This window comes from Paenibacillus plantarum (genome assembly GCF_013141695.1).
In the GTDB taxonomy this organism is placed as follows: domain Bacteria; phylum Bacillota; class Bacilli; order Paenibacillales; family NBRC-103111; genus Paenibacillus_E; species Paenibacillus_E plantarum.
In genome coordinates this window covers 1-26,965 of sequence record NZ_WHNY01000045.1, presented here as the reverse complement: position 1 = coordinate 26,965, position 26,965 = coordinate 1, and the positions used below count along the sequence as shown (strand labels likewise).

At 42.1% G+C, this 26,965-nt stretch carries 26 protein-coding genes; 5 read left to right on the top strand and 21 right to left on the bottom strand.

What is annotated here, in order from left to right:
- The first annotated feature begins 37 nt into the window (after positions 1-37).
- On the top strand, positions 38-1,030 hold the full coding sequence (locus GC096_RS15600) for an aldo/keto reductase (RefSeq protein WP_171631465.1): 993 nt from the start codon (positions 38-40) through the stop codon (positions 1,028-1,030).
- A 35-nt stretch (positions 1,031-1,065) separates the two neighbouring features.
- On the opposite strand, the gene GC096_RS15595 is transcribed toward GC096_RS15600, so the two are convergent.
- The 4 genes from GC096_RS15595 to GC096_RS15580 form a co-directional block, all read right to left on the bottom strand.
- Positions 1,066-1,893: an AraC family transcriptional regulator gene (locus tag GC096_RS15595; RefSeq protein WP_171631464.1), complete on the bottom strand. Its 828-nt coding sequence runs from the start codon at positions 1,891-1,893 to the stop codon at positions 1,066-1,068.
- 48 nt (positions 1,894-1,941) lie between these two features.
- Positions 1,942-2,550 (bottom strand): pentapeptide repeat-containing protein, encoded by a 609-nt coding sequence (locus tag GC096_RS15590; protein WP_171631463.1) that lies wholly within the window; start codon positions 2,548-2,550, stop codon positions 1,942-1,944.
- 164 nt (positions 2,551-2,714) lie between these two features.
- A complete protein-coding gene (locus GC096_RS15585) occupies positions 2,715-3,542 on the bottom strand; it encodes an AraC family transcriptional regulator (protein WP_171631462.1) in 828 nt (275 codons plus the stop codon).
- 125 nt (positions 3,543-3,667) lie between these two features.
- Positions 3,668-4,549, bottom strand: coding sequence for an SDR family oxidoreductase (locus GC096_RS15580; RefSeq protein WP_171631461.1), 882 nt, complete (start codon positions 4,547-4,549; stop codon positions 3,668-3,670).
- A 131-nt stretch (positions 4,550-4,680) separates the two neighbouring features.
- On the opposite strand from GC096_RS15580, the gene GC096_RS15575 reads away from it, so the two are divergent.
- On the top strand, positions 4,681-5,679 hold the full coding sequence (locus tag GC096_RS15575; protein WP_171631460.1) for a helix-turn-helix transcriptional regulator: 999 nt from the start codon (positions 4,681-4,683) through the stop codon (positions 5,677-5,679).
- Between the two features lie 96 nt (positions 5,680-5,775).
- Here GC096_RS15575 and GC096_RS15570 read toward each other — a convergent pair whose 3' ends face one another.
- From GC096_RS15570 to GC096_RS15530, 9 genes are all read right to left on the bottom strand, one after another.
- Positions 5,776-6,306, bottom strand: coding sequence for a GrpB family protein (locus tag GC096_RS15570; RefSeq protein WP_171631459.1), 531 nt, complete (start codon positions 6,304-6,306; stop codon positions 5,776-5,778).
- 601 nt (positions 6,307-6,907) lie between these two features.
- The gene (locus GC096_RS15565) at positions 6,908-8,059 is read right to left on the bottom strand and encodes an acyltransferase domain-containing protein (protein WP_171631458.1); all 1,152 of its coding nucleotides are present in this window, start codon (positions 8,057-8,059) and stop codon (positions 6,908-6,910) included.
- Positions 8,060-8,151: 92 nt separating this feature from the next.
- Positions 8,152-8,826, bottom strand: a complete 675-nt coding sequence (locus tag GC096_RS15560) for a zinc dependent phospholipase C family protein (RefSeq protein WP_171631457.1) — start codon at positions 8,824-8,826, stop codon at positions 8,152-8,154.
- Positions 8,827-8,915: 89 nt separating this feature from the next.
- The gene (locus GC096_RS15555; protein ID WP_171631456.1) at positions 8,916-10,712 is read right to left on the bottom strand and encodes a cache domain-containing sensor histidine kinase; all 1,797 of its coding nucleotides are present in this window, start codon (positions 10,710-10,712) and stop codon (positions 8,916-8,918) included.
- 17 nt (positions 10,713-10,729) lie between these two features.
- Positions 10,730-12,166, bottom strand: a complete 1,437-nt coding sequence (locus GC096_RS15550) for a response regulator transcription factor (protein ID WP_171631454.1) — start codon at positions 12,164-12,166, stop codon at positions 10,730-10,732.
- A gap of 153 nt (positions 12,167-12,319) precedes the next feature.
- Positions 12,320-13,912, bottom strand: a complete 1,593-nt coding sequence (locus tag GC096_RS15545; protein WP_171631453.1) for an extracellular solute-binding protein — start codon at positions 13,910-13,912, stop codon at positions 12,320-12,322.
- 131 nt (positions 13,913-14,043) lie between these two features.
- Complete coding sequence (locus GC096_RS15540) at positions 14,044-14,937, bottom strand: carbohydrate ABC transporter permease (protein ID WP_171631451.1); 894 nt, start codon at positions 14,935-14,937, stop codon at positions 14,044-14,046.
- On the bottom strand, positions 14,931-15,848 hold the full coding sequence (locus GC096_RS15535; RefSeq protein ID WP_171631515.1) for an ABC transporter permease: 918 nt from the start codon (positions 15,846-15,848) through the stop codon (positions 14,931-14,933). The genes GC096_RS15540 and GC096_RS15535 overlap by 7 nt, the downstream gene beginning before the upstream one ends.
- Before the next feature lie 242 nt (positions 15,849-16,090).
- Positions 16,091-16,984, bottom strand: a complete 894-nt coding sequence (locus GC096_RS15530) for a helix-turn-helix domain-containing protein (RefSeq protein WP_171631449.1) — start codon at positions 16,982-16,984, stop codon at positions 16,091-16,093.
- Between the two features lie 148 nt (positions 16,985-17,132).
- On the opposite strand from GC096_RS15530, the gene GC096_RS15525 reads away from it, so the two are divergent.
- Positions 17,133-19,844 carry an MGH1-like glycoside hydrolase domain-containing protein gene (locus GC096_RS15525; RefSeq protein ID WP_171631448.1) on the top strand — a complete coding sequence of 904 codons (2,712 nt, stop codon included), beginning with the start codon at positions 17,133-17,135 and terminating at the stop codon, positions 19,842-19,844.
- A 68-nt stretch (positions 19,845-19,912) separates the two neighbouring features.
- On the opposite strand, the gene GC096_RS15520 is transcribed toward GC096_RS15525, so the two are convergent.
- The 4 genes from GC096_RS15520 to GC096_RS15505 all read right to left on the bottom strand — a co-directional run bounded on the left by GC096_RS15520 (position 19,913) and on the right by GC096_RS15505 (position 21,761).
- Entirely contained in the window at positions 19,913-20,332 is a 420-nt protein-coding gene (locus GC096_RS15520) for an NUDIX hydrolase (RefSeq protein ID WP_171631446.1), read from the bottom strand.
- 18 nt (positions 20,333-20,350) lie between these two features.
- Positions 20,351-20,686, bottom strand: coding sequence for a hypothetical protein (locus GC096_RS15515; RefSeq protein WP_171631444.1), 336 nt, complete (start codon positions 20,684-20,686; stop codon positions 20,351-20,353).
- A gap of 30 nt (positions 20,687-20,716) precedes the next feature.
- A complete protein-coding gene (locus GC096_RS15510; RefSeq protein ID WP_376769505.1) occupies positions 20,717-21,205 on the bottom strand; it encodes an AAA family ATPase in 489 nt (162 codons plus the stop codon).
- Positions 21,206-21,272: 67 nt separating this feature from the next.
- Positions 21,273-21,761, bottom strand: a complete 489-nt coding sequence (locus GC096_RS15505) for an NUDIX hydrolase (protein ID WP_171631442.1) — start codon at positions 21,759-21,761, stop codon at positions 21,273-21,275.
- Between the two features lie 199 nt (positions 21,762-21,960).
- Between GC096_RS15505 and GC096_RS15500 the strand changes: the two genes are divergently transcribed.
- Positions 21,961-23,310: an MATE family efflux transporter gene (locus GC096_RS15500; protein WP_171631441.1), complete on the top strand. Its 1,350-nt coding sequence runs from the start codon at positions 21,961-21,963 to the stop codon at positions 23,308-23,310.
- Between the two features lie 270 nt (positions 23,311-23,580).
- Complete coding sequence (locus GC096_RS15495) at positions 23,581-24,198, top strand: TVP38/TMEM64 family protein (RefSeq protein ID WP_171631439.1); 618 nt, start codon at positions 23,581-23,583, stop codon at positions 24,196-24,198.
- Positions 24,199-24,260: 62 nt separating this feature from the next.
- Here the strand turns inward: GC096_RS15495 and GC096_RS15490 are convergent, their stop codons facing one another.
- The 4 genes from GC096_RS15490 to GC096_RS15475 all read right to left on the bottom strand — a co-directional run bounded on the left by GC096_RS15490 (position 24,261) and on the right by GC096_RS15475 (position 26,600).
- Positions 24,261-24,563, bottom strand: coding sequence for a hypothetical protein (locus GC096_RS15490; protein WP_171631437.1), 303 nt, complete (start codon positions 24,561-24,563; stop codon positions 24,261-24,263).
- An 84-nt stretch (positions 24,564-24,647) separates the two neighbouring features.
- The gene (locus tag GC096_RS15485; protein ID WP_171631436.1) at positions 24,648-25,139 is read right to left on the bottom strand and encodes a shikimate kinase; all 492 of its coding nucleotides are present in this window, start codon (positions 25,137-25,139) and stop codon (positions 24,648-24,650) included.
- Positions 25,140-25,219: 80 nt separating this feature from the next.
- The gene (locus GC096_RS15480) at positions 25,220-25,630 is read right to left on the bottom strand and encodes a GNAT family N-acetyltransferase (RefSeq protein ID WP_171631434.1); all 411 of its coding nucleotides are present in this window, start codon (positions 25,628-25,630) and stop codon (positions 25,220-25,222) included.
- A 73-nt stretch (positions 25,631-25,703) separates the two neighbouring features.
- Complete coding sequence (locus GC096_RS15475; RefSeq protein WP_171631432.1) at positions 25,704-26,600, bottom strand: AraC family transcriptional regulator; 897 nt, start codon at positions 26,598-26,600, stop codon at positions 25,704-25,706.
- Positions 26,601-26,965: the final 365 nt, after the last annotated feature.

Below are 26,965 nucleotides of genomic sequence, written 5' to 3'. Positions count from 1 at the left end.
AGAATGAAACGTATTCACACCATTAGGAGGTTCAAAGATGAGTTATTCAGCTAGTACATCCAGATATGATTCCATGACTTATAACCGAAGTGGTCGCAGCGGCCTGAAGCTGCCAGCCATTTCGTTAGGACTTTGGCATAATTTTGGCGGGATTGACACGTTTGAGAATGGCAGAACGATGCTCAAGAGAGCGTTTGATTTGGGGATTACGCATTTCGATTTAGCGAATAATTACGGGCCGCCACCTGGTTCGGCAGAAGAAATGTTCGGGAAGATGCTCAAAGGTGATCTTGCTGCCTATCGAGACGAACTTATCATTTCGACGAAAGCAGGATATTACATGTGGCCGGGGCCTTACGGGGAATGGGGTTCCAAGAAGAACTTGATTGCCAGCTTGGACCAAAGCTTGAAGCGGATGCAAGTCGACTACGTCGACATCTTTTATCATCACCGTCCAGATCCGAATACACCGCTTGAAGAAACGATGGCTGCCTTGCATCAAATCGTTCAACAAGGCAAAGCGCTTTACGTTGGTATTTCTAACTATAAGCCTGAAGAAGCCAAAGAAGCCTCCCGTATCTTGAAGCGACTTGGGACGCCTTGTGTGATTCATCAACCGAGTTACTCCATGATGAACCGTTGGATTGAGGATGGTCTTCAGGATGTGTTGGAAGAGGAAGGAATCGGTTCGATCGCCTTTTCACCCTTGTTCAAAGGAATTCTTACAGACCGTTATTTGAACGGTATCGCTCCGGATTCACGAGCAGCAAGCTCAAGCGTATTTCTTAAAGAATCCGATATCAATGAAGAAAGAATTTCGAAAGTTAGACAATTAAACACACTTGCAGCTGAACGTGGCCAGAAAATGTCTCAAATGGCACTAGCATGGGTATTGCGCGGTGGTCGTGTCACATCAGCTCTTATCGGTGCGAGTAAAGTAAGCCAAATTGAAGATGCGGTCGATGCATTGAAGATTGCTACATTTACCCAAGAAGAATTAGACCTTATCGATGGGATTTTGAATGCATAAGTTAACACAAAATTCGGCGAATTTGATGCATTCTTTTATGTCTGATTCCGAAATTGTTTCGGGGATACGCCTTTTACGCGCTTAAACATTTTGGAGAAGATCAATTGATCCTGATACCCGACCGAGTTCGCAATTTCCCCTATGGCATAGTTGCTCCTCTCCAGTAATTCACTTGCTTTATTCATCCGATATTGCAGGAGATATTGCTGGGGAGGCAGCCCTGTCGCCTCTTTGAAAATAGCTGAAAAATATTTACGATCCAGCTTCAGAAGTGCAGCAAGCCCCTCGATCGAAATTGGCTCATTATAATGAGCATGAATAAACTCCATACTTTGGATTATATAACTATCCCATTTAGTAGGCAGTACCTCACCAACCGAAGAGGCGGGAGCCGCATCAAGCAGTGCCGTCATAAATTCATACAAGATGACTTTCAGCTGTAAGTCAGCGCTATTCGCATGCGCATTCGCTTCCGTTAATTGCTCATACATGCTAGGCATGACTTTCCGATCCATTGGAAAAACAGGCTGCTCCGGCGACAATCGTGTTCGAGATAAGATCGATTCCACTTGTATCCCTTGAAAGCCAATCCACGAATACGTCCAAGGCTCTGCCTTATCGGCTTCATAATAGCTAATCACATGTGGGTATATGAGAAATCCCTGTCCTGGATGCAGCTGATGTGTCTCATTTCCGATACGGACAAGTCCCGTGCCTTTATGAATAAAATGAATCTTGTACATATCACGAACCCCTGGCCCTACGGTATGACCGGGTTTACAATCCTCTTTGCCCCAATGCAACAAATGTAGATCCGGATCCTTCCGATATAAACGTTCCTGATTGTAATGAAAGATCGCCATTCGTTACCATCGCCTCCTCTTGTGCACAGACATTATACCATAAAGGGATCATCCATTTATCTTAGCACCATGAGAAATTGTAAATAAGACAGCTTGCTCTCGATCCATTCGCATGCCCGTAATGGAAAATGTTTTGAAATCGACGCCAGCCATTTGGGCACCTCTCACATCAGTGTCTTGTAGCTTGGCTTTCGCGAAGATCGCCATGGTTAGATCACAATCTCTTAAATCAGCTTTTTCCAAGCTAGATCCGGAGAAATCAGCTTCATGAAAATTAACCCCGCGCAAATCCTGTCTTACTAATCGACTATGCCTCAAATTCGTGTAAGACCAATCCCCGCGATTAATCGTAATCCCATCTAAATTCGCGTTCGAGAAATCTGATCCCATCATTTTACAGTTATCGAATTTGGTAACGAACAGATTGGCACCATTAAAGATGCAATTTTCAAAAGCGGATTCTTTATGTAGGGAGCCGTTTAACGAAGTTCCGCGAAAGTCACATGCAATGAAGCGACAGTTACTGGTATTAATTTCATCTAAAGAACCGTTCGCAAACGAACACCCATCAAATATACAACTAATCAGCTCGCCGTATCTTAAATCTTGTGTACCAAAGTTAACTCCTGAATAAGTCTGATTCATTTGCTGAAACATGCGCTGCCTCCTAAGTGTAATTATTTTAATATAGCACACGGCAGTCAAGTACCTGCATACCATCCAATGAAAGTCAATAATTTTATTTTTTCATAAGAAAAAGCGCTATCCTAGCTTCCACTTGAAGCTTCCGATGTCGCTTTATTCATAGTGTAACAGCTGATCTATGCATTTCTGTAGTCCCGTGGATTCATTCCTGTATCTCTGGAGAAAATACGCGAGAAATAGAAGGAGTCCGTAAACCCGCAGTCCTCCGCGATTTGTTTAATTGGCAGCTTCGTACTTTTCAGTAAAAATTTCGCCCGATCCAATCTGATTTTGGTCACATATTCAGTCAAACTTACTCCGGTATGCTTTTTAAATGTAATGGATAAATAGCCTGGAGATAACGAAACATACTCCGCGATTATTTCCCGGGTGATATTTTCTTGATAGTTGGTTCGTATATACGCTGAAGCCTTCTCAATGACACTTGCTGTTGAGCTCTGCTCTAGTTCCCTACTAGCAAGCTCATTCACGGCCTGTACGTTATTCAGAAACTCTAGCTTAACCAGCCATTCATAGTTCCTGCCTTTGGACTGCCATAGATGGAACGCTTTGCGAAACGATTCTTCGATATTTATTTGGCCTATTGGAAAAACATCCCCACAAATCGGCAACTTCGCCGTATTGTCCACGGACAACATTTCGCCATTTTCCCATCGCACCAATCGATACAGAAAATGAAACGAAATAAAACAAACAGGAGTCTCGGGATTCATTGTGATTCGCATGTTGACGCCAGGCCGGACTTGAAACAAATGTCCTGCTTGAAGTGGATACTTCTCCCCGTCAATCTCAAGTATTCCTGCACCTTGATACACGTAGGACAGGGTATGCAATTTGGTTTTATCGCGCAGTAATAAATAATTAAAATCCTCCCAAAAGGCCGGATTCCGCTCCACAACATCGATAATTCTCGGTGTGAAACTCGTCAAAAATTCATCACTCATAGCTGATCCGCCTTTTCGCGAGTCTAATTCGGCAATTAGCGCTCCCTATCCACATTCGGTGATTGTCTGTCACCTGTACCCATCCATCATATAAGAAAAAAAGCCATCTGCAAAGGGAAGCAAACTCAGAATCCATTCTCCTGAGCGTACCTTCCCCAATGTGGACTGCGCCCATCGATATCGATAAAGCCATAATCGTCGGACAAAGACCAGGAACTTAGCAGTTGCCCGGATTTCTCCGCCACTTGCGGATCAGCAGCGAGTGCGGCTATCCCCCGAGCAAGGAAATAGGGGGTCTCGGACTGTAAGAAATGTATATCCTGCTCGCTAGCATCGCGCCAATTCTCCTCCTGCACCCCGAAATAATCCAGCATCGCCTCAGATCGAAGAAAGCCTGGCGTTACTGCAAGTGCGGTCACACCGTGCGGTTTTAGATCAGCAGCCATCGCCTGCGCCAGATGAGAGACTCCGATTTTGGCCAAACTATAATACAAGTTACCCCGATAGTGATAGCCGACACCGTCTGTAATTTCTACAATAAGCCCAGCCTTACGTTCGACCATCAAAGGAGCAGCGTAATAGGCAGTCATGATATGTGAGTGGACAGCTTGTTTCTGAATCAACAGCCCGTTTGTGAGAGAGGACTCCCAGAATCCTTTGCCCCATTCGGTAAGCGGGTCCCCTCCCCAGAGATCATTCACAAGAATATCCAGTCGCCCCTGCTGCTCACTCTTAATTTGATTGAACAGCGCTACAACATCCTCTTCCTTCGTATGATCCATGCAGACTGCGATGCCTTCGCCCCCTGCTTTCGTTACAAGTTCAGCCGTTTCCTCAATCGTCTCTGGTCGGTTCATCGGCGATCGTTTCGCCCTCGTCGAACGTCCTGTCACATAGACTGTTGCGCCAGCACGGCCGAGCTCAATTGCAATCGCACGCCCAGCTCCCCGAGTCGCTCCTGCCACTAAGGCAATTTGATTGTGTAATGGTTGATTTTTCGTAGTCATGGAACCAACTCCTTTCAATGTTTAAATAGTAGACTGTAATATCTTAGACTTAGTCTTATTGTAGCCAATGAATCATGTCACCTGTTGTCATATATGTGTGCTAGAATCAAATTACATGAAGGGGGATGCAGATGAGAGCGGATCGGTTATTGCAAATTATGATGCTGTTACAAACACGCGGCGGCATGACAACGCGAGAGTTAGCCGCGAGACTGGAAGTCTCGGAACGGACAATCCATCGGGATATGGAAGCACTAAGCACAGCGGGAGTTCCCGTCTATGCGGAACGCGGATCTGCAGGTGGATGGCGGCTAATGGAAGGATATCGAGCGGATTGGGCTGGGCTGCACAAAGATGAGCTGCTAGCATTACTAGCCGCTGAACCTCATCGACATTTAACCGATCTCGGTTTCGGAGATGCTTATGAAGCGGCGGTGTTGAAAGTGCTGGCTTCGCTCTCTCCTTCGTTGCGACGCGATGCCGATTATATGCGCCAACGGGTTTATGTGGATGCGGCAGGCTGGCATCAAAATGTCGAAGAATTACCGTGGTTATCCCTCCTGCAGGAGGCTGTATGGGAAGACCGAAAACTGCAACTGCTATACGCCTCAGGTCGCGACTCGGCTGCAAGCGAACGCGTCGTGAGCCCTCTCGGACTTGTCCTCAAGGGTTCACTCTGGTATCTCGTCGCCAGTGGTGTCGAGCAGGAACCCCGCACCTATCGTGTATCACGCATTAAGGATGCTTCCATACTGGATGAGCCGGTTGTGCGCCCGGATCACTTCAACCTCGCTGCTTATTGGCAGCGTTCGGTCGACCTGTTCCGCAGCGGACTTCCACACTACGCAGCGCAAGCACTCGTGCATCCGAGCGTCTCCACTCGGCTCGAGATGACCCGCTTCGTTCGTGTAGCCGCATGGCACGAGGAACACGAAGAAGCAACCTGCTCGGCAAAAGCCAATGTTCCCGTGGTCTGGCGCAAAGCTGATCTAGCGTTCAACACGCTGAGCTCCGCATGCGAAATTCTGCTTGGCTTTGGAACCATGGTTCGTGTCTTGGAACCATTAGAGCTCTGTGAAGCTCTGCTAGAAGCGGCGAACAACATTACTTCTATGTATAGCGGCAAGTGATGACTCACAATAAATATGCTTGCCGCCTTGTGTCCCTATGCTTTTCGCCTAATGATTTGCTCGACCATGGAAATTGCTGGATATATCGCGAACAACTCATTCCAACCGTTTCCTTTCCTCTTCTCCCCATCGCAGAGCTTTCTCAACCAAGTGATTGATGCGATCTTCTTTCACTTGTTGGTATTGCTCATTCGGATAGGACGCTAATATGTCCAGCTTGAGTTGGCCGTATTTTGCAGCTTCAGCAGGATGTTGCAGCAAATAGGCCTTAAAATCCAAATAGGTCAGTATCCTTGAATCCCCCTGCTGATAAATATGAACGTGATGCGTACGTTGTAGATCCCCTTTGGAGAAGTATCGTCTATTCGGAATGCCGTTCTCCCCTCTTACTCGGTATCCCGTATCGATCATTTGCTCGTTACCTACATCCACTTGCTCGATATTTTTTACGATGATCAAGATATCGATAATGGGTTTCGCATACCCGATTGAGGGCACCGAGGTGCTTCCAACGTGATGGATATCAACAAGTTCTGATTGAAAAATATCCTGTAAAACGTTGGACTCCACCTCAAATTGTTGGTTCCATTCATTAGTCCAAGGTGAAATCGTCCATTGTCTCTCCAATTCGTTTCCTCCTCCTATACGCAGGCTGCTTCTATCGTACTAGTCGTATTTCCCACTATTTCGATATAAATTGGTTAAAACCTCCTCGCCACATTCGTTGCAGTACGCTGCATACTTGTACTAACTGGAAAATATACAGCTATTTACGAGTCATTCGCTCGAAAATTTGATTTAACTGGAAAACATGTAGTTAAAATCGGCTCTTTTGCTCAGATCCGGTGAAATGGTTAAAATTAACTGTAGGTTATCCATTTATTCTGCGTTTAATTGGAAAATTTTAAAATTTAACTACATAAAATCCATCTATTTGCCGGGAGGGGGTAGCCCGGGGCCGGGAGCACGGGCTGGGAGCACGGCTGGGAGCACGGAGCCTGGGGCCGGAAGCTGGGGCTGAGGTCCAGGAGCCCGGGGCCGGGGCCGGAAGCTGGGGTCCAGGAGCCCGGGGCCGGGGCCGGAAGCTGGGGTCCGGGGGGCCGGGGCCGGGGGCTGGAAGTCCGGGCCCGGGGCCGGAAGCCGAGACCGCAATCACCAAATCAAGCGAAAACCAAAAAGGAGCATTGCCGCGGCAAGCTCCTCCAACTATCGTTTCTCGATAGTGTCCCTATTTGTCTTCCTTTGGATAAGTTACCGTTCCGAAATCACCACTTATATCAAGAAATACGCCATTCATATCAAAGATCTCTTTATCTTCTTCCAAATACGCAAGGACCTTTCTCCTTAACGATGTGTCCGGTTTAGCATCCTTTACCTCGGTCAATTCATTGAATACGAAATTCCATAAAAAACGAACCGAACCCGCTGTCGGATAGAGATAAAACTGCTCTTGGAACCTGACGATATTGCTGGTAGGCGGTAACATCTCCCGAAGTTGTGGCGTAAACAGCCATGTATGGCATGCCATACCCTTATACTGGACTTCTGGAAAATAGGTTGCATAAAATTCCTTGGCCTGAATGTACGTGTCTTTGATTTGATCCATATCAAAAGCCGTATCTCTCGGGATATGAATCTCAAGCATCGTATCATCCTTGTCCAATACTTTTTCCCATTCATCCCTCATGAGCTTAACGGGTTCGTTTAAGCCTTTGCCGTCAGGCGTAATAGGATTTCCAATGAAATATTGTTCTGTTTCCTCATATTCCGTCACAAAACCATCGGTAGTCTTCTCTTTATTGCAGACGCCTTGCTTATCACCATTCGCTCTTAATTCCATCCCGGCGCTGCATAAAAGCAATATACGATCTTCTTTCGCATTGTAAAAGCCTTTGACGACCCCAGAAAAATTGGTTGCGATAAACTGCATACCCCCAATCCGGAACATTCTGGCCTCCAGATGCCTCCAGATCCAACTGAAATTTCTAATGGCATAATAGCCGACTAAATTATAGGCATTTTGAACCCAAACACCGATATCCCTTAAGGTTTCTACAAATAACTCTTCACTCAGTCCTCTTTCGGCATACTTCTGCTCGGCGATCGGCAGTCTTTGCAGTGCTGCATGCAGATATAACAGGGAAGCCGAATTTCCGAGTACTTCTTCCACATAAGGATCTATCGCCAGCGGTTCCCAAACGGTCGTCCAATAGCCACTTTCAATATTATTCTTATAAAATGCCATATAAATATCAAAAAGTTTTTGATCATTATTTATATGATCGACGATGTTCATCAAGATTTCGGTTGCGCCTTCGGGCATCAAAATTTTCCGGCAGTACTGCTGTGTGATTTCTTTGGATAATAACAAAAATTCCATTCCTATACTCCTTTCAAATTAAACAAGGCCCCAAACACATTGCCACATTGTCTCCAATTATAACCTATTGTCTTGAAAGAAAGTAATATCAACTATCGCCTAACACCGCGGGCTTTTATTTCGTAATCGTTCATCCAAACTTTTATTAGACTTTTCAGCTCACCTACAGTGTCGATAATAAACGATTTAACAATGGCATCTGTAATATAGATCGGTACAATACCAGGCTCTTTTCCTTCATTTCTAAGATTCTGTATGATATGTACACGATACTGAGTTATTTCTTCGTCAGTTAGTAAATTAGGAATTGCATATTCTCTAGCCTGTAGTAAGGAGTCGAAAATCTTATTCGACCAAACTTCATTCCTGTATAGATTGTAATCGATCTGACAAACCTCTACATTGTATCGACTTTTAATAGATTGGTTCTGTCCGTCCATCTCAAGGTTAATTTTCCCGACATAGTCATTCCAAACGGTCTCCGTCCATCTTAAATCAGCATACAGATGTGAGACATATCCTAGTATAAATTGATTAGTATCGAGGTCATTGTGCGTTAAGTGTCGTTTACAAAACTCAGAGAAGGTCTGAAGATTGGGCATCGTGCCGTCTTCCTCACATAAATGCGTTCTACCTTTATCTTGCCTAGTCGTATTCGCTCTCATATGAATGGCATCTGGGGCGATACTTCCCAACAAAAATTCTGGCGATGGATCATGATCAAATATTTTTTCTGCAATGCTAAAATGCACCATAGGCCAAGGCATGATAGATCACTCCACGTATCAGATTCACAACAATCAAGCATCATAAAGACGCCAGAAAGTGGAAAAAGGTTCAAGTTCAAGTATGTTCCTCACATACATGGAATCTTAACAATCACCGTCGTACCGTAACCAATCTCACTTTCAATCCCTACCCCATAACCTTCTCCAAACAGCAGTTGAATCCTGTTATTTATATTGGAAATCCCAATACTGTTCCCAACAAAGCTATTTTCCACTCTCTCCGAAAAGGCCATATTTAGTTTCGCTTTCAGGCTTTCGAGCTCATCTTTACCGATCCCTTTTCCAGAATCCCATATTTGAAAACAGACATCACCATTCGCATCTAGATGCCCACTCACCCGAAGTGTTCCGCCTGCGTCCATACTTTCAAGTCCATGATAAACGGAGTTTTCAACAATGGGCTGCAAGATCATTTTAGGTGTTTTCATTTCTAGCATCTTTTCATCCACATTGATTTCCATATCAAACTTGTTTTCATAGCGAATTGAGATAATTTTCAGATACGCTTGGATACATTGAATTTCTTCACTGATCATCACAAGATCGTCTTTTTTAATACTATATCGAAAAATCTTTGACATGGATGAAGTAATCAGCGCTATTTCCTTGCTGCCGTATTCAAGCCCGATACTGCTTATGCAATTTAATGTATTATAAAGGAAATGCGGATTTATTTGACTTTGTAAGGCAGAGAATTCAGCCTGTTTTTTGCTGAGCTCAGACTCATATAAACTTGCCTGTGTATGGAAAATATTGCTAGTCATCTCTTCCATTTTGTCAATCATGCTATTAATATCATAGGCCAACACGCCGACTTCATTCGTTGAACGTACTTTAACTCTAAAGCCTACATCTCTTTTACCAATTTTTTTCATATCTGCGATAAGCCCCATGACTGGCCGCGTCAAATTATTCAAGAAAAAATATCCTAGAATAAGCATACTCAGAATGATACCAATTCCTGCTATGATACTAATGTTCTTAATGGCATACATGTCTGTTGTCAACTCTTGCACTGGAATAATACTTACAATACGCCAGCCGTCAGCCTGCTCCAAATCTTTTTCCTGGACGATTACTTCTTCATCATTAATTGTTGTTTTTACCCCATTAGTTAAACGGTTCCGATCTACGGAAAGGATATCCTCGTACAAAATACCGCGGAAATTTGTATTATTGGATACAATAACCTCATTTTGACTGTTTAAAATGTACAACGTAGAGTTTGGCGTTAATTCCGTATTCTGAACAAGTTCCTTCAACTTTTCCGTGTTCACCATAATGGAACAATAACCTGTCCTCTGAGAGAATTGAACCCCGCCAATCGATTCAATAATGGGTGCTATATAAAAGAAATATTCGCTTCCTGTTTTTTCGTCTTTTAGAAGGGTTGTAAACTGTCCTGTTCCAACAGAATTACTATCATTTTTATAGGTGCTAACAAATTCTTCGTATTGTTTCGAATAAAAAATATCACCGTTTCCAGTACTATGGACGCGTCGTCCTTGATTATCATTAATAACAATGCCATTCACATAGGAATTAAAGGATCTCATATATTCCATAAGTTCAATTACATATGTACCTATATCAAAACTCCGCTTATAATCATCATCAGCAATCGTAAATTCTTGTATCTTTTTATTATCAACAGCTATTTTGGTACTAACTTTTATATCGTTAAAAACGGAATTTATCTTTTGGCTTGTTTGTTCAATGATCTTATTCCCGTAATTCGCAGCTCTGTTCTGCGTCAAATTATAGAAACTATAATAGGAATAAAACTCCATTATTGAGAAAATGATAACCGAAAATAAAAATATAAGTAATATCTGATGCTTTAGTTTCAGTCTACTAATCTGCAAACTCCTCACCCCGACCCTCAACTCTTTCTGAACTTCGTAGGCGTAATCCCACTTTGTTTCTTAAATACTTTGTTGAAATAATAGTAATCCATATAGCCTACTTTTGCTGCAATTTCATCAATGGACAATTCGGTATGTTTCAAAAGCTCACAAGCTTTCTTGATCCTCAAATCAGTGACATATTCCGAAAAAGTTTTACCCAAATTTTTCTTAAATAGTTGACAACAATAGACTTGATTGATTAAAAACTTCACTGATAAATCTTTAAGGTAAAGCTCGTTCTGAAAATTAGTGTCGATGTATTTCACCATTTGGGCAAAGTAGGAATTTTTATCCCCTTCATTCGCAGATTGATAGTTCAGTTGCTTTATATACATCATAATGTCATATAAAAAACTGCACATTGATTCAAAGGTTTCAAAACGTTCCTTCAGTTCAGAGTAGTTCAGGAAATCAAGTTCCATGTCTTTTAGCTCTTCGTAGTAACTGCCAACCAAGCTACTCACCACTTGATTCCATAAATAAACGACCTCTCCCATCCCTAACTTGTTGTGATCAAAGAAATAGATGAGTCCATCCATGATGTCGTCCATGTCTTCAAACTTTTTCTCTTGAATAATAGAACAAATTCCATCTATATACGGCTTAACCAAATTAAGCTTTTGTTCATATTCAAAAATACCATTGGCTTCATTTAAAAATACGGTAGACGCTGCGATATCTGCTTCTTTAATAAGCTTAGCCATATGGTCATACTGATTAGAAATGCTACTGATTCCTACCGTTTTTATATCTAAGTCAATGAAAACGGCCGAATCAAAACTAACATCCAAATCCGTTCTGTTGTCACTTTTAAGAATATATAAAGTCTTTCTTGATCCTAAATTAACTTCCAATGTAGGTTTAAAATTGAAAACACTTATGTTACGATCATGCTTTTTCTCACCATTTGAATACATGATAAAAACACGGAAGTAGTCGTCCGTTGATTGATCAAATAACTGAGTTAAACGATTCAATTCACTTTTATCCGATGAGGTTAGTGCCTCTAAAATCTGGTTATTTTGCATACTTCTCTTCGTAGAAAAGTGCAACGCTAGTTTCTCTATTAATGGATCTGCCATCTCAATATCTAAAGGTTTTAGGCAATAATCCAGCGCACCATACCTTAGGGCTTCCTGCGCATATGCAAACTCTGCGAAACCGCTTACAACAACAAAGTCTACATCCAATCCCATGTCTTTGGTCTTTCTCATAAGATCAAGGCCAGAAATCTCAGGCATTCTGATGTCTGTAAAAACCAAATCAGGACGATCCTCACAGATAAATTCAAATGCTTTATGGACACTGGTAAATTGGCCTATAATTTCAAACCCGTATTTCGTCCAGTTAAATGCGTTTCGTATTCCTTTTATCGCCCATGGTTCGTCATCTACAATAATAACACGATTCATAAGTGCCCCCTGTGTCAGCTTCATTGATCGTTATAAAATTTTAACTCTTTGGTAGCGAGATAACAAGTTGACTACTGTAGACGTTTCATAATAAGAGCCTATGGAAATAACGCCGTTATGTCCATAGGCTTTGTACGCTATTAAGCAAATTTATTATTTCTTAGTTGTTTGCATATCCTTGTAGATCTTCACATTCTCATCCATAACGGCCTGCCCGCCTGCTGCCATATATTCTGCAACGAGCTTATCGTACAAACTATCGAATTCTGCAGGTTTACACACGATTAGCTTATCCGTCATTTGTTTGTTCATATCCCCAAGCGTTTTGCCAAACTTAATGTTAGATTCACTTGGGGTATCATAGAAGAAGCCCGTGTACGTGTCCGTCGTATTTATTTTGTAAGATTGCTCTGCAACAGCCTCGAGTCCTGGAGCCGATGCCGCTAAGGCTTTGATATTCTTCTGTTGATCACCAAGCTCAACACCATTTACAACCAATGTAAGATCAAGATTTAGATAGCTGGTTTGCATATTGTCACCTGTTTGATTGATAACCTGTGGAATGCCATCGACCATCTTATGATTAACCCCTTCTAGACCGTATTGCAGGAAGAATAATACTTTGGGGTCGGACATCCAGTTGAGATATTTAATAGCCAATTCGGCATTTTTACTGCTCTTCGGAATAAACACATTCACGCCATTTTCGTTGTACGCAATTTTCTTGTACTTCCCTTCGTAATTCTTGAAAGCATCAATGGGTACAAAGTTTGCATTAGGCACATTTGTTTTTAATGGCACACTAATATTTTGACGTAATGGATAATCCCAGTTTGCACTGAAGAATCCGACTTTACCGTTGGTAACATCTGCATCCGCTTGCTTAGCTGTTTTATCTAACGCAAAATCAGGGCTGATTAATTTTTCATTGTAAAGCTTGTTGAGAAACTTTAGTGCATCCTTATTTCCAGGTCTTAACCAGGCCGGAGATGTAACGAATTCTTCCTCTGTCTGTTTGCCCCAGTAAGATTCACTTAGATTTCCAGTGTTATAATTAAAACCTGTTGCTGCCAACCCCCAAGGAATAACACCATTTACGCCGCCAGGATTTTTATCTCGGAACGCAATTAGCGTATTATATAATTCATCCCTCGTAGTAGGAATCGGCATCCCTAATTTATCCAGCCAATCCTTTCTAATGAACATACCACCCCATGCCAGTGAAGTTCGTTTAGCAGGGATCGCCATTTGTTTCCCATTAAAAACGCCATAAGAAAGAACAGTCTTACCCAGATAATTCGTTAATTCCTTACCATGCTTGGCTAACAAATCATCCAATTGAAGGATACCATTCACCTTAGCATATCTTGAGATTGTCGGACTGTCATAGGTAAACGAAATATCAGGCGCCTCACCCGCTGCCATCAATACGTTAAGCTTATCAATTTCCTGTGACCTAGGAACTGGAATAAATTTAACAATAGCATTATTCGCCTTGCCAAAATTATCATTGATATACCTTGTCCACGTATTATTGTTCAGATCAGGCTGTCCTTGAATGCCTCTGTCAAATACTTCAACGGTTAGTGTTGTTGGTGGTCCTGTTGGCTTTGCAGATGCCGCTTCTGTTGCAGTCGCCGCTGACGTTGCTTTACTCTCATTGTTATTATCGCTGCCACATCCGACTAATCCACTTGTTAGCAGCGTCAAGACTGGTAATATAACGAACATTTTTTTCATTTTCATTGTTCAACCTCACCTTTATCTCATAGTCATTTCGAATAGCGTTCACATAATGATCTAATCCTAGCTGATCGGTATCAGAATCACCACCTTTCATGCTTTTCAACAAACAACTTGCTTGAGCAACCTATTTCTCAGCCTTTAATGGCCCCCGTCATGACACCTTCAACAAAATATTTTTGAAGTTTAGGGTAAACCACTAAGATAGGAACTGTGGCAAACATGACACTTGCAGCTTTCAATGATTCTGGAACAATATACGCACCAACACTACCTTCACCTTGCTGGGTGTCTAACTGTTGATTCGCCGTAATGATTTGGTACAGCTTTAATTGCATGGGATACAAATTCTTATCGGTTATATAAAAGAGTGCATCTTGGAATCCATTCCATCTATCTACCGCATAGAAGAGGCTTATAGTTGCGATCGACGGCAAAGAAAGCGGAAGAACAATTCGAAAAAGTATCCCTAGCTCATTACAACCATCCATAGATGCCGATTCTTCCAAGCTTTCTGGCAGTGATGAAAAGAAGGTTTTTAATATGATCAAATTGAACACACTCATCGCACCAGGCAAAAGTAAGCTCCATACGGAATTCATCATGCCTAAATTTTTCACCAACATATAACTTGGTATTAATCCACCGCTAAAATACATGGTAATGACCAAAATCGATAGAAATAAGCTTCTTCCCTTCAATCTCTTCTTTGTAAGCGGATACGCAGCACATATCGTTAAAAACATGCAAATAAGTGTATATACAATGGTAAGTACAATAGAATACCCCAGCGTATAGATCATTTCTACATCACTTAAGATCGTTTTATAGGTCTCAAGTGTGAATTCTACCGGCCAAAGTGTTACCTTCTGTGAAACAATGGCACTATTGGAACTCAGAGAAAGCGCAATCATATATAGAAATGGAACAAGGCAGGTAATGGATACGCCTATGATGAATACAATAATAACTAAATCAACGAAGCTAGTTTTCTGCTTCCTCTTCAACAAACTCACACTCCCTACCATATTCCCTGCTCACCAATTTTTTTGGCAATAAAATTCGCTGTCACTAAAAACACTAACCCTACAACCGATTGAAACAATCCAACAGCTGTTGCTTGCGAGAAATCCCCAGACCCAATCCCGATCCGATATACAAATGTACTGATGACATCGGAGTATTCACTTACCAAAGAATTCCCCATGACAAAAGGCCGATCAAACCCAATCGAGAGCATTCTTCCAATTTGCAAAATAAGCAAAATAATAATGGTCGGCTTTATTCCAGGCAAAGTAATATGCCATATTTTACGAAGTCTGCTGCACCCATCCATATCGGCAGCCTCATATAACTCCTTATTGATGCCAATGATGGATGCTAAGTAGATGATTGTACCCCATCCTGCACTTTGCCACACCCCAACTGCTAAATACATCATTAACCAGTTGTTTTTTTGTGAAAGAAACTCCATATGACCAATACCAAGGCTAGATAAGACGCTATTTGCCATTCCTCCTGAAGAAAACATCAGGTAGACCATACCGCCAATAATGACCCAGGATAAAAAGTGTGGTAAATAAAGAATGGTTTGCGTCACTTTTTTAAATCTGACATGCCGAATTTCATTCAACAAAATGGCAAGTACAATGGGTGCCGGAAAACCTGCTATCAAATCTAGAAAGTTTAAAACAAGTGTGTTCTTAAGCGCACGGTAAAAACTACTTTGTTCAAAAATGAATTTGAATACATCAAGCCCAACCCATTCGCTCCCGCTAATTCCTTCGAACATGTTATAATCCTGAAATGCCATCACTACACCGTATATTGGCGCATATTTAAATATGATTAGATAGGCCATTGGCAATAGCAAGAGCAAATATAGTAGAAAATCTCTTTTGAAATAATATACGATACTGTTCTTTCTTCTTAAATTCATGTTGTCCTGATACTTTCCTAAAACCGCTTTCAACTATATCATCCCTCCCACTACTTTGTTGTTTTGGTAAGCAAATTTGCGCTACAAATCAGGATATCTCATGTAAAAAATTATACTCGCCTGAATTTTTAATAAAATGTATTAATTTAAATTAATTTTGTAATAAATTAACTTTTGAATTAAAAAGAAACGTCAAATAGCCCCCACCTTGCTGGGGGCTATTATATATGTAAAGGCATTATTCACATTTTTTGCAGATTCCTTCTCTCAACAAACTGTCTCGGGCTGCAGCCGAAATGCCTTCTGAACAACTGATAGAACTGGGCAGGGCTTGTAAAGCCGACTTTACCGCTTATTTCTGTTACCGAACATGTCTCTGTCAACAGGAGCTGTTCTGCTCGTTTCATTCTACGCATTTGCACATAGGACGTAAATGTCATGCCCATTCCTTTCTTAAACAGCTTCGCAAAATAACTACTGTTATAGTTCAGCTTGCTGCTGATATCAGTAATCTGGCAAGGCGATTCTAACAACTGTTCAATATAGGCTAACGCTGGACGCAATTTCACGGCTAGTTGATGATCCATTGGTTCAATGATCTGTTCATCGTCAATTTGAATCAGCGTGTACAGGAGTTTTTTCAAACTAGCATTTACGGCAAACTCATAGCCTCTCCCTTTAACCGTTATTTCTCGAAGCATCTGATTAAGGAGCTCATGGATGAGTTGAATGCTTAACGGATATTTCCGCAACGCGTCATTCAGTCGTGTTAAATTGGCTGATCTACCTGTAAAAGCTGCCTGATAGGTCAGCAACGAAGGGTCTAAGAAAGCGGACATATCCACATGGCAAACGATGTAGATCAATTGAGATTGTACGTATTTGTGAGATCGGTGAAGCTCGTTCGAGCCTAACATCACCACATCGCCGGCTTGCAATGTGTATGTTTGCTGTGTTGTCTCAATGGTCATCGTGCCTTTCAGAACTGTGATCCACTCTACTTCCTCATGGTAGTGCCAGGGACCGTATTGAATGGACGCTTGGATTGGATGACGAATGGTCCATATTTTCATCCTGAAATTCGGGTCTGCATAATCGACTTGTTCGTTATCGTAAGCGGTCAAATTCACTGCCATTTTGTTATTGTCCTTTCTTTCATATACTCCTGCTATCATATCACGAATGTCCGTTTTCAAGACAAAATGATCCGCTATCAAGAGGCTTTTAGCCTTCAATTATTTTAAAATAAAGAGAATATGACATCTGTAAAAGGAGCGATAATCCATGCATGAATGTGAGAATCTCCCCACTGACCATGACCTAAGACTGCCTGCTTGGGGACCTTACACCAAACAATATATGGGGATCTCCCATATTAATGATCAATCAAGAGGTGTGCGCTTTGATCTAAGTTTAATGCCAGGCTTCTATCGAAGAAAAATAGATATTCCCAGTGTCCTATGGGAGTCCGGCTATCATCCGTGGGAAGCTACGCCTGATTACAGCTTCTTTGCCCATCGTCATGAACTGGAATGGAAAGATCGCGTCTTCGCCGATATTTCGTTCAGTCGGATCGACGATCAGAGCCGTCTCATCCGTGCTGCTTTGGCCAATCAAACGGAGCATCCGCAGAATCTAGTTCTGCACTGGATGGCTTCCCTTCAGCCGCCTCGACTCCCGGGACACGGTGAAGTACATGTATTCACTGATGCACAGCTTCCTGAAGGCGCCAAGTGGGTGGATGGGGTAGATTACAGCGAATTGACATTCGCACAACAGCGACCATCCGATGGATTGGTCTATGACGGATTTGTACGTGGAGAAATTCGTGGACAGCATTTTACAGGCGGATCGGCAATCGGATGCCAATTCGGAGGGGATGCTGGAGACATGCTGCGTTATGAGCCGACTCTCTCAACACCCTTACAGGATGGTATGTTACTGTTACGCTATCAAGCGGCGCAAGGTGGAGAACTTGAGATTGGGCTTGGGCATCAGCGATATCGCTTTTCCTTGGAGCCGTCCAATACTTTAATCATTGCAGAACTTCCTGTGGGAATACTTGCTGCTGGCAAAGTCACTCTTAGCATGCACACTTCGGGCTCTAGTCCAATGATCATTGATGGATTCACACTTATTGAGCGCAGCGCTTGCAAAGACGTCGCTTTTGTTGATCGTCCTTGGCAGATTGAGCCTGAATTACTTGCAGGTCCTGTTCCGAGCAGTCTTATTCTTCGTTATCCGGACAGTCCTTGTTATTATGGCCTGGTGTGGGACTATTCCGATGCCCAGATTCGACAGTTCCGAAATGATGAGCTGGATCGCTTTGCCCGCCATACCGTGCATAATCATGTCGATGACATTATACAGGGAAATGGAAAGGGACATTACACCAATGTGTTTATGCGCCCCATTCATTTGGTCCCAGATTCCTCTATGATTCTTCACGGTATGGTTTGCAATGGGACTTACGAAGAAGTGCATGGCTACATGTCCAACTTTACACTTGACTATGATAAATGCGAGTCTATCTACCAAGCTGAACGTAGCAAGTTGAATCCGCCTCCTTCCTATCCATCCGGTGATCGCTACGCGTTCAGCCAACAGCTCATGCGTGCTACCTTGCTAACGAATACGGTCTTCCCTGTCTATACGAAACGAAACTATATAAGGCACAGCACACCTGGCCGATGGTGGGATTCTCTGTATACGTGGGATTCAGGGTTTATTGGACTTGGCTTCTCCGATATCGATACTCGGCGAGCACTGGATTGCTTGAATGCTTATATGACGGAGCCAGGTGACTCTCAAGCCGCCTTCATTCATCACGGCAGCCCCGTACCTGTGCAGCATTATGTGTTCCAGGAGTTGTGGAATCGCGGACAATCTCCTGACTTTCTGCAACATTTTTACCCGCGATTGCGGCAATATTACTTATTTTTAGCTGGAAAAACCAGCAGTTCAACGACCAACACACTACGCACCGGCCTACTGAAAACATGGGATTATTTCTATAACTCGGGAGGCTGGGACGACTACCCACCACAAAAATACGTGCATGAGCATAAATTGGATGCTACAGTTGCTCCTATCATTACAACGAGTCAGGCGATACGAATCGCCAAAATTCTTAAGATGGCAGCAGCAATGTCTGATGATTGGCAAAAGGATATTCGGGGATACGAGGAGGATATTCGGCTATGGAGCGGTGCGTTGGAAGCCCATGCATGGGACGAACAAGCCAGTTATTACGGTTATGTTGTGCATAATCAGCAAGGCGAATCTTTGGGCCATCTGCGTCATGATTCTGGGGCTAATTACAACATGGGGATGGATGGTCTCTACCCGTTGGTTGCTGGTGTCTGTGATCGAGATCGTGCAACCCGTTTAATTACTGCACTGTTTGATGAAAGCCGCTTCTGGACACCAATTGGCTTATCAACTGTTGACCAAAGCGCACCTTATTATCGAGCGGATGGTTATTGGAACGGTGCCGTCTGGATGCCGCATCAATGGTTTTTCTGGAAAACAATGCTCGACTTGGGTCGCCCGGACTATGCTTTCCGCATAGCTAATACCGCTCTAGAATGTTGGAAACGTGAGACCGAGGCTACTTACAACTGTTATGAACATTTTATCGTACAGACAGGACGTGGCGCAGGATGGCATCATTTCAGCGGTTTATCGGCTCCTGTCATCAATTGGTTCGCTTCCTATTATCAACTAGGCAAAGTTACGATTGGCTTCAACGTGTGGATGCTGCAACAACACTTCAATGAAGAATTCACGGAATACCGTGCGGAATTTCACTATGCTGGGGAAGCTGAACAGGCATTTAGTATGCTGGTCAATTTAGCCGAGGGAGTATCATATTCGGTTGTTGGCACGGGTTGTAACGTACAAAGCTCGCTTCAAACCAGCGGGGGATTGGCGTTGATCATAAGTGACTGCTTGCCACGTGCGGAGATATCGATTCAACCTGTTGAAAGGCAATGAAATAATAGTCATAAGAAGGGCCCCGAGGATTGTCTTTCCCGCATCAGTCCTCGGGATTATCCCCCGACTTACAGCGGAATTTCTGAAAAGTCCACACAAAACGGATGATTCTCTTCATTTAAACAATATTCAATGCGCTGCCTGAAATTCAGAAAAGTCACCATCTCTAAGGCTTTTTCAATTGGGAAAAAGCCTACTTCAAGAGACTCAGAACTCGTTGTCAACTCTCCTCCGATCGGTCTACCTAAGAACATCGTGTTACAAATATTTTGAGTGACATTTTGAAAAATACCACAAAATTTGGTTACCTCGATATCAATTCCACTCTCTTCCTTAGTTTCCCTAATCGCTGCATCTTTTAACGATTCTCCTTCTTCGACCACGCCACCTGGCATTTCCCAACCTCGTTCAGGACCTTTGATTAATAGAATTTCGTTACGATCATTACATATAATTGTTGCTGCAGAAAGAAAGTGTTTTGGGGCCATTTTTGTGTCCTCCTCCTTTTATCTATGTCGAGACCTACCATCCCTCATCATCAAAATACCCGAAATCAGATACATAACTGAAGTAATGCCAAACATTTTAAACAAACTTGGTGTCATTGCGGTATATAGGCTTATAGGAAGTGACCAAACAAATGCTATAAACATAAGTGCTGGCCTTTTAATAACGGACCCTAACAATGCTACAATTGCTGGAATAAAAAGCGTAAATAAAGTAATGACCATAACGTCATTCTCGACACGCTCATGGGTATATGGATTGAACAAAGCGAATATTATCCAAAGGAACATAGAAGCAATAGAAGCGAGTAAACCAATGAGCTTCGTTATTTTCATTCCCATTCCCTCCACGGTAACACCTCATTGTTAAACTTCATTTAAGTATTGGTCTATCCTACGATTATCCTTTATAATCAAACACTTCATTTTATCCTGACGGAACATATCCAAAATCTTAGGTTTACTCTTCATTTCAAATCCCGCATTCCATTCAAACATTTTAATGAAAATTTTAAAAGTTGGTGTATAATTCGCTTTTTCGACTCCAAGTTTCTGCAAAATAAATCTTCTTATGATCCTACTTATTCGTACCACATACGGTGTGTCCAAGAAAATGATTAATTCAGCATTCTCGAAACATCTCGAAACCCAATCATGATGATGAGCACCTTCTATGATCCATCGGTCGGAAGATATTATTTTATCTAAAAGATCATCTCTTTCTTCGTCAGATCTTCTTATATCTTCATCCTTATGCCTCTTCCAAACTACGTTATCTAATTCATAATATGGCATGCTGTATGTACGAGATAAATTTCTAGCAAGGGTGGTTTTACCGCTTCCGACTGAGCCTATTATATGTATTTTCCTCGGAATATTCCCGTTCAGATGGATCCCCCACTTTTGTAAAAGGTGTTCTTTCTTAATTCTGCTCCATATATTTCAAATAAAATAATACTCCTGCTCTATCAATACTCGAGAATTGTAGGGGATCATCATGCATTAATTGTCTTAATTCATCTACAGGAATCCATCTAGGATTCTTCGTTTCATCGCCAGATTGTAGTAACTCCCCTTGTACTTTACAACGGAAGTAAACACCTACCGAATCAAAAGGACCTTTAATGGTTTGATACGCTCCAAATGGTTGAATACATTCCACTTCAAAGCTTGGATCCATACCCACGGTGTCAATCCTTGTATCCTCACCTTCAATTTCTACTACATCAAGTCCAGTCTCTTCCTTTACTTCCCTAATAAGTGCTGTGACTAATGATTCGTATTGATCAATTCTCCCTCCAGGAAGTTCAATCCGATGCAATTCACCAGGTTTATTTCGTGTCTGAACCACAATTTCGATGGATCCATTAAAGGTTCTTTCAATAATTGCACGAGAATTAACTAAATACATCCGTCATCACAGCACCTTTCTTTTTCTACTATTTAAATTTCTAGATTATCCCAGCAATCCCTCCCTAACCAGCAATCGATTACGAATTCCCATCAATTTAAGCATTCATTTGTGCAAATTTCGCAATGAAAACGATTTCGTTATACCTCAAAATAAAGAAGAGATCCATATCGAGGACTATCGAAGGAGTTCCATCCCCATGACGAATCCTAAAAAGTTAAGTTTGTTTGCTATTACATGGCCTTTATTTATTGAATCGTCACTTCTCGTGTTTATGCGAACCTCTGATACGTTCATCGTCAGTCATGTGTCGGATGAAGCCGTCGCCGCAGTTGGCGTCAGCAACCAGCTTATTATCTTTTTATTCTTACTGCTTCAAGTCGTTTCAACCGGTTCAGCCATCGTCATTTCTCAATATTTGGGCGCGAATAAAGTTAGAGATGTAAAGAAGTTTGCCGCTGGAGCTATTTCGATTAATTGTATTTTCGGCTTCTTCATTAGCGTATGTATCGTTTGCTTCAGCAAGCAGCTGCTGCTGCCCTTCGGCTTGGAACCTGCAACATTGGAGCAGGCGCGCATATTTTTATCGATAGTGGGATGTTCCTTATTTATTCAAGCCATCAATCTGACCATTTCGGCCATCACACAGGTGCATGGTTATACGAGATATACAATGACGGTCAGCTTGGGAATCAATCTGGTCAATTTGACCGGCAGCATTTTATTTATTTTCGGTCCTTTCGGCTTTCCTAAGCTCGGCATACCAGGTGTCGCCATATCAGCTGTATTCAGCCAATTGCTCGGACTGGTTATCTATAGCATCATTTTAACGAAAATCGTTCGATTAAACTTATCCTTCCTTGACTTTTATAAAGCAAGATTTGCTGAAATAAAAAAGATCTTATCCATCGGTATTCCCACAGCAGGGAGCCAGCTCATATATGCAATCAGCCAATTGATGACGACCTATTTTATCACTCAACTCGGTGCTGAGATGCTTTCCACTCGGATTTACACGCAAAATATCATGACATTCATCATGGTGCTGGCCATTTCCTTGGGACGTGGGACGCAAATCATCATTGGTCGATTGGTGGGTGCAGGTGAAAAAGAAGAGGCCTACAAGCAGTTGTTCCGAAGTTTGATACTTAGTTTATTTCTATCACTTGCCGCGGTTACGTTGACCGTGTTGTTCAGAAAACAGCTGATCGGTATGTTCACGGACAACGTCGAAATTATCACTTTAGGTGCATTTTTATTGACCTACGGCTTTCTTCTAGAACCTGTACGATGTTTGAATATTGTCATTGGAGAAGCTCTTCGAGCTGCTGGTGACGCGAGATTTCTACTCTTTGTCGGCTCAAGTGTCATATTGGGACTGTGTGTCCCGCTAACTTATTGGATAGGTGTCCATCTGGGGTACGGGTTGGCAGGGATGTGGTGCGTGTTCATCATGGACGAAGGGTTGAGAGGACTTCTGTTATTATTGCGCTGGCGGAGCAGAGCATGGGAGAAGAAAGTGTTGGTGAGTAGAGAGGAAATGGCTTAATGGGGCTGAATTTGAGCAAATTCATGAGATTCCAGTTATAGCATATGTATTGTTGCCATTCTCCTTATCTAGCTCATGCAAATAGCTTATTAAGTCGCGGCTGCCGGTATGAACGGTGGCCGCGCTGTTCTGTTGACCCTTCTATTTCAAACTCATCGCTCAAACTCGTCAAGCGGACAATTTACACCAACGAAGAATGTTTGTATGTTACACTAAGTATGATCAACACGGCTAGAAAAATGACTCAGACCAAGGGAGACGCCCTACCAAATGAAGAAATGGTACACCATCTGCATGTATCTCGTGCTCATACTCATTGTCTATATATTCAAGGATGAAATTTTGCATTGGATGCAGTATGGGGATGCACCCGTACTTCTTATTTTTATGGCTGCGCTTGGGTTTATTATCATACCGGTCATCCCCTATAAAATAGTTATCGGCATGCTCGGGTTTATGTACGGACCATTGACGGGCGCTTTGATTAGTTGGACTGCTGCTTCTGTCGCGTCTGTCATTGTTTTTTGGCTGGCACGCTACTTATTTCAAAAACAAGGCCGTGCTTACCTGTCCAAGTACGAGAAAGTGGAAAAGATCCAAACCGCGATTGAAAAAAATCCGTTCCTGACTATTTTATTGGCTCGACTGATCCCGGTTATCCCACAGGCTGTCGTTAATGTCGTTCCTGCCATTACCTCCATTCCGGTCGTTACATTCGCCGTTGCGTCTACATTGGGCAAAATTCCTGCTATGCTTCTATTTGCATTCATCGGCAGCAATCTGTTTGCAGGCACTAGCAAGCTCGTTTTTTCCGTCGGCGTGTATGTCCTTTTTTTGGCGTCCGTCTACATTGTTTACCGCGTCTGGCTCAAGAAGCGATGGCTTTAAGCAGTTATGCTTAGGGCCATTTACTGAAAATCATGGCCGCTTGACGTTAAGGACTTGACTCGTTACCCAAGCTTGAATCTGAGCAAATGATCGGTCAAATGTTCTTTCTTTAAGATTTCAATCTGCTTGTTCCCTATTAGATCGTAATGTGGATATTCTTCACGAAAATGTATGTACGCTGGATTTAAACCATTCGTCAAGCACCATTCCTTCAATCGTTCTAGATCACAGCAGCCCACCTTCGTGATCGTCTTCACTCCTGGAAAACGAGGCTCTACCCAATAATGCGTCAAAAAGGCAATTTTTCCCTGTGAGCATTTGCTTTTCCATTCATTCAGTTCATGTCTGGATATTCCGAAAGCCATGTCATCAATCTCCTAATCGGTGCAGCTTAGCTGTTAAGCATGTGCCAAGAAGCTGCCAACTATTCTACCGGCAGCCTCATTTTTTTATGTATATCGTTCTATAATTTCGCTAACACATTGTTCTATATTCTTATTTGAGCAATTCAGAATAAAATCACTGTATTGAATATATAAAGGAACTCTTTCCTCGTAAACATCCTCAAGGCTATTTCCTTTCTTTATAACAATGCCTCTAGTTGTTACATTTATTAGTCTCCGCTGAATTTCTTCAAATGGGACATGTAAATAAATAATCTGACCTTCCTGTTTAAGAATCTTCATAGCCTTTTCTGAATATATAACACTTCCACCTGTAGATATAATGCAATTTTTTAGTTGCAATTCAGACACAGTGCTTTCTTCAATTTCCAAAAATTTCTGGATGCCATCATTATTGATTATATCTTGTAACAACCTTCCTTCATGTTGTTGTATAACAATATCTGTATCCACGAAATCCATTTCTAAAGCTTTTGCAAGTAAAACACCTAAGGTGCTTTTACCAGCTCCAGACATACCTATAAGAACTATATTCATTTACTTCCTCACTATTATTATTGAGATTGGCTACGTTAATCCATTCGGCAATCTTCATAAATATTCCTTCAATAAGTTGATTACATAATTTTTTTAGTTAGAATGATTTCTAACGGCTCGTTTTCAAGTAACAAACAGCCTGAATCCCGATAACCTAATTTTCTATAGAAGTGTTGTGCCCCTTCATTAGCCAAAGTAGAGGTCATTACCAATTTAAAACCCCTATGTTTCATTTCTTCTTCCCAATATAGAACTACTTGCTTACCTAAACCCTGACCTCGATTTTGTTCATCAACCCATATCATATTCATGAATGGTGTGTTGTCCCAGAAATACCCGTACCTCATCCATCCGATATTATTTTCATTTTCATCTCGAAGAATATATATTTCATTTCTCTTAATTTTGTGCAGTATTAAGCTCTGTAGAATGTGATGGTCATGTTCTTTTAAATATCCATAATCAGAATTAGTTGCGATAGCAATTTCCATTTCTTTTCACTCCTTATTTACTATCTGCAAGGCAAGTTTAAAAACCATCCATTTTGGGATGGTCCTTTCGTTATTAGGAAATCTTTCTTACCGCGAACCACAATTCAACGTAGTTACTTCCATCTCTGCCACCATAGACTTCGAATTCCAACCCTTCCACCTGCTCGTATCCCGCCGTTGGCAGCCATTCCGAATAGAAGCGGCGGTATAACGACTCGATGGAATCGTTAAATTGATTCCATGTAAACAATTCGGATGGGAATATAGCCCACGTGTGTGAAGGGATCGCGATTTCTAAATATCCATCTGTTTTACTGGAATAGCTCTTGAATGCACATAGCATATATGGAAACGTATCTTTTTCGGTTTTTCGATAACTGCAAACTGCATGTACTTTAAATAAATCCTTGCTCAGATCTACAGGCAATTCCCCTGCATTGTCAGCTAGTCTCTCTACCTCACCGTTGGCGTGGCATTGTTGCCAAAATCCCCCCGGGGTAGTCAATCCTTCCCCACTCCCACTAGTTTGAAAAACTCTTTCAATGCCAAATACTTGGAATGCTTCTTTGGTCTCGATCCGATAATTCATCGCTTCAGCACCTTTGATTGAGATAAGGAAGGAAAGCCGAGGATAGGCTTTCAAAGCGACGCCTTCTTGACGGGCCATAGCCGGATTAATACGATGCATCGATTGAAAAGCTCTTGCGAAAGAAACCGGTGAATCATAACCGTATTTAAGGGCAATATCAATCACTTTTGCATCGCTATTTAATAAATCAATCGCTGCCAGAGTAAGCCTTCTGCGCCGTATATATTCCGCCAATGTTACATCCGTAATGAAGGAAAATAGTCTTTGAAACTGATGCGAGGAACAGCAAGCTTGACTTGCAATCTCCGACAGGTCGATATCTCCAGATATATTCATTTCGATATAATCTATTGCCCGATTCATCCTCGTAAGCCAATCCATTCCTTTCCCTCCTCTCAATCGAAGTATAAAGTAACATCGAATTCGTTACGCAACTTTTTATGCACAAGTAAGTTAGTCCATCATTTCATAAGGTACCAATACCCCTAGGATTCCTGACATGTTTAATTACCATTACAACTTTGTTATTGCCTCCCTAACCTTTAAATTTATATTACCATATTGGAGCTGATCTGCCCGTTAAGAAAAGGCGGCGTGCGCCGCCATTTTGATATTTGTGCGCTAGCGTGCGACGAGCGACCGCGATACTTCTCTTGCGCACAATATTTGTGCGCTAGCGTGCGACGAGCGACCGCCATACTTCTCTTGCGCACAATATTTGTGCGCTAGCGTGCGACGAGCGACCG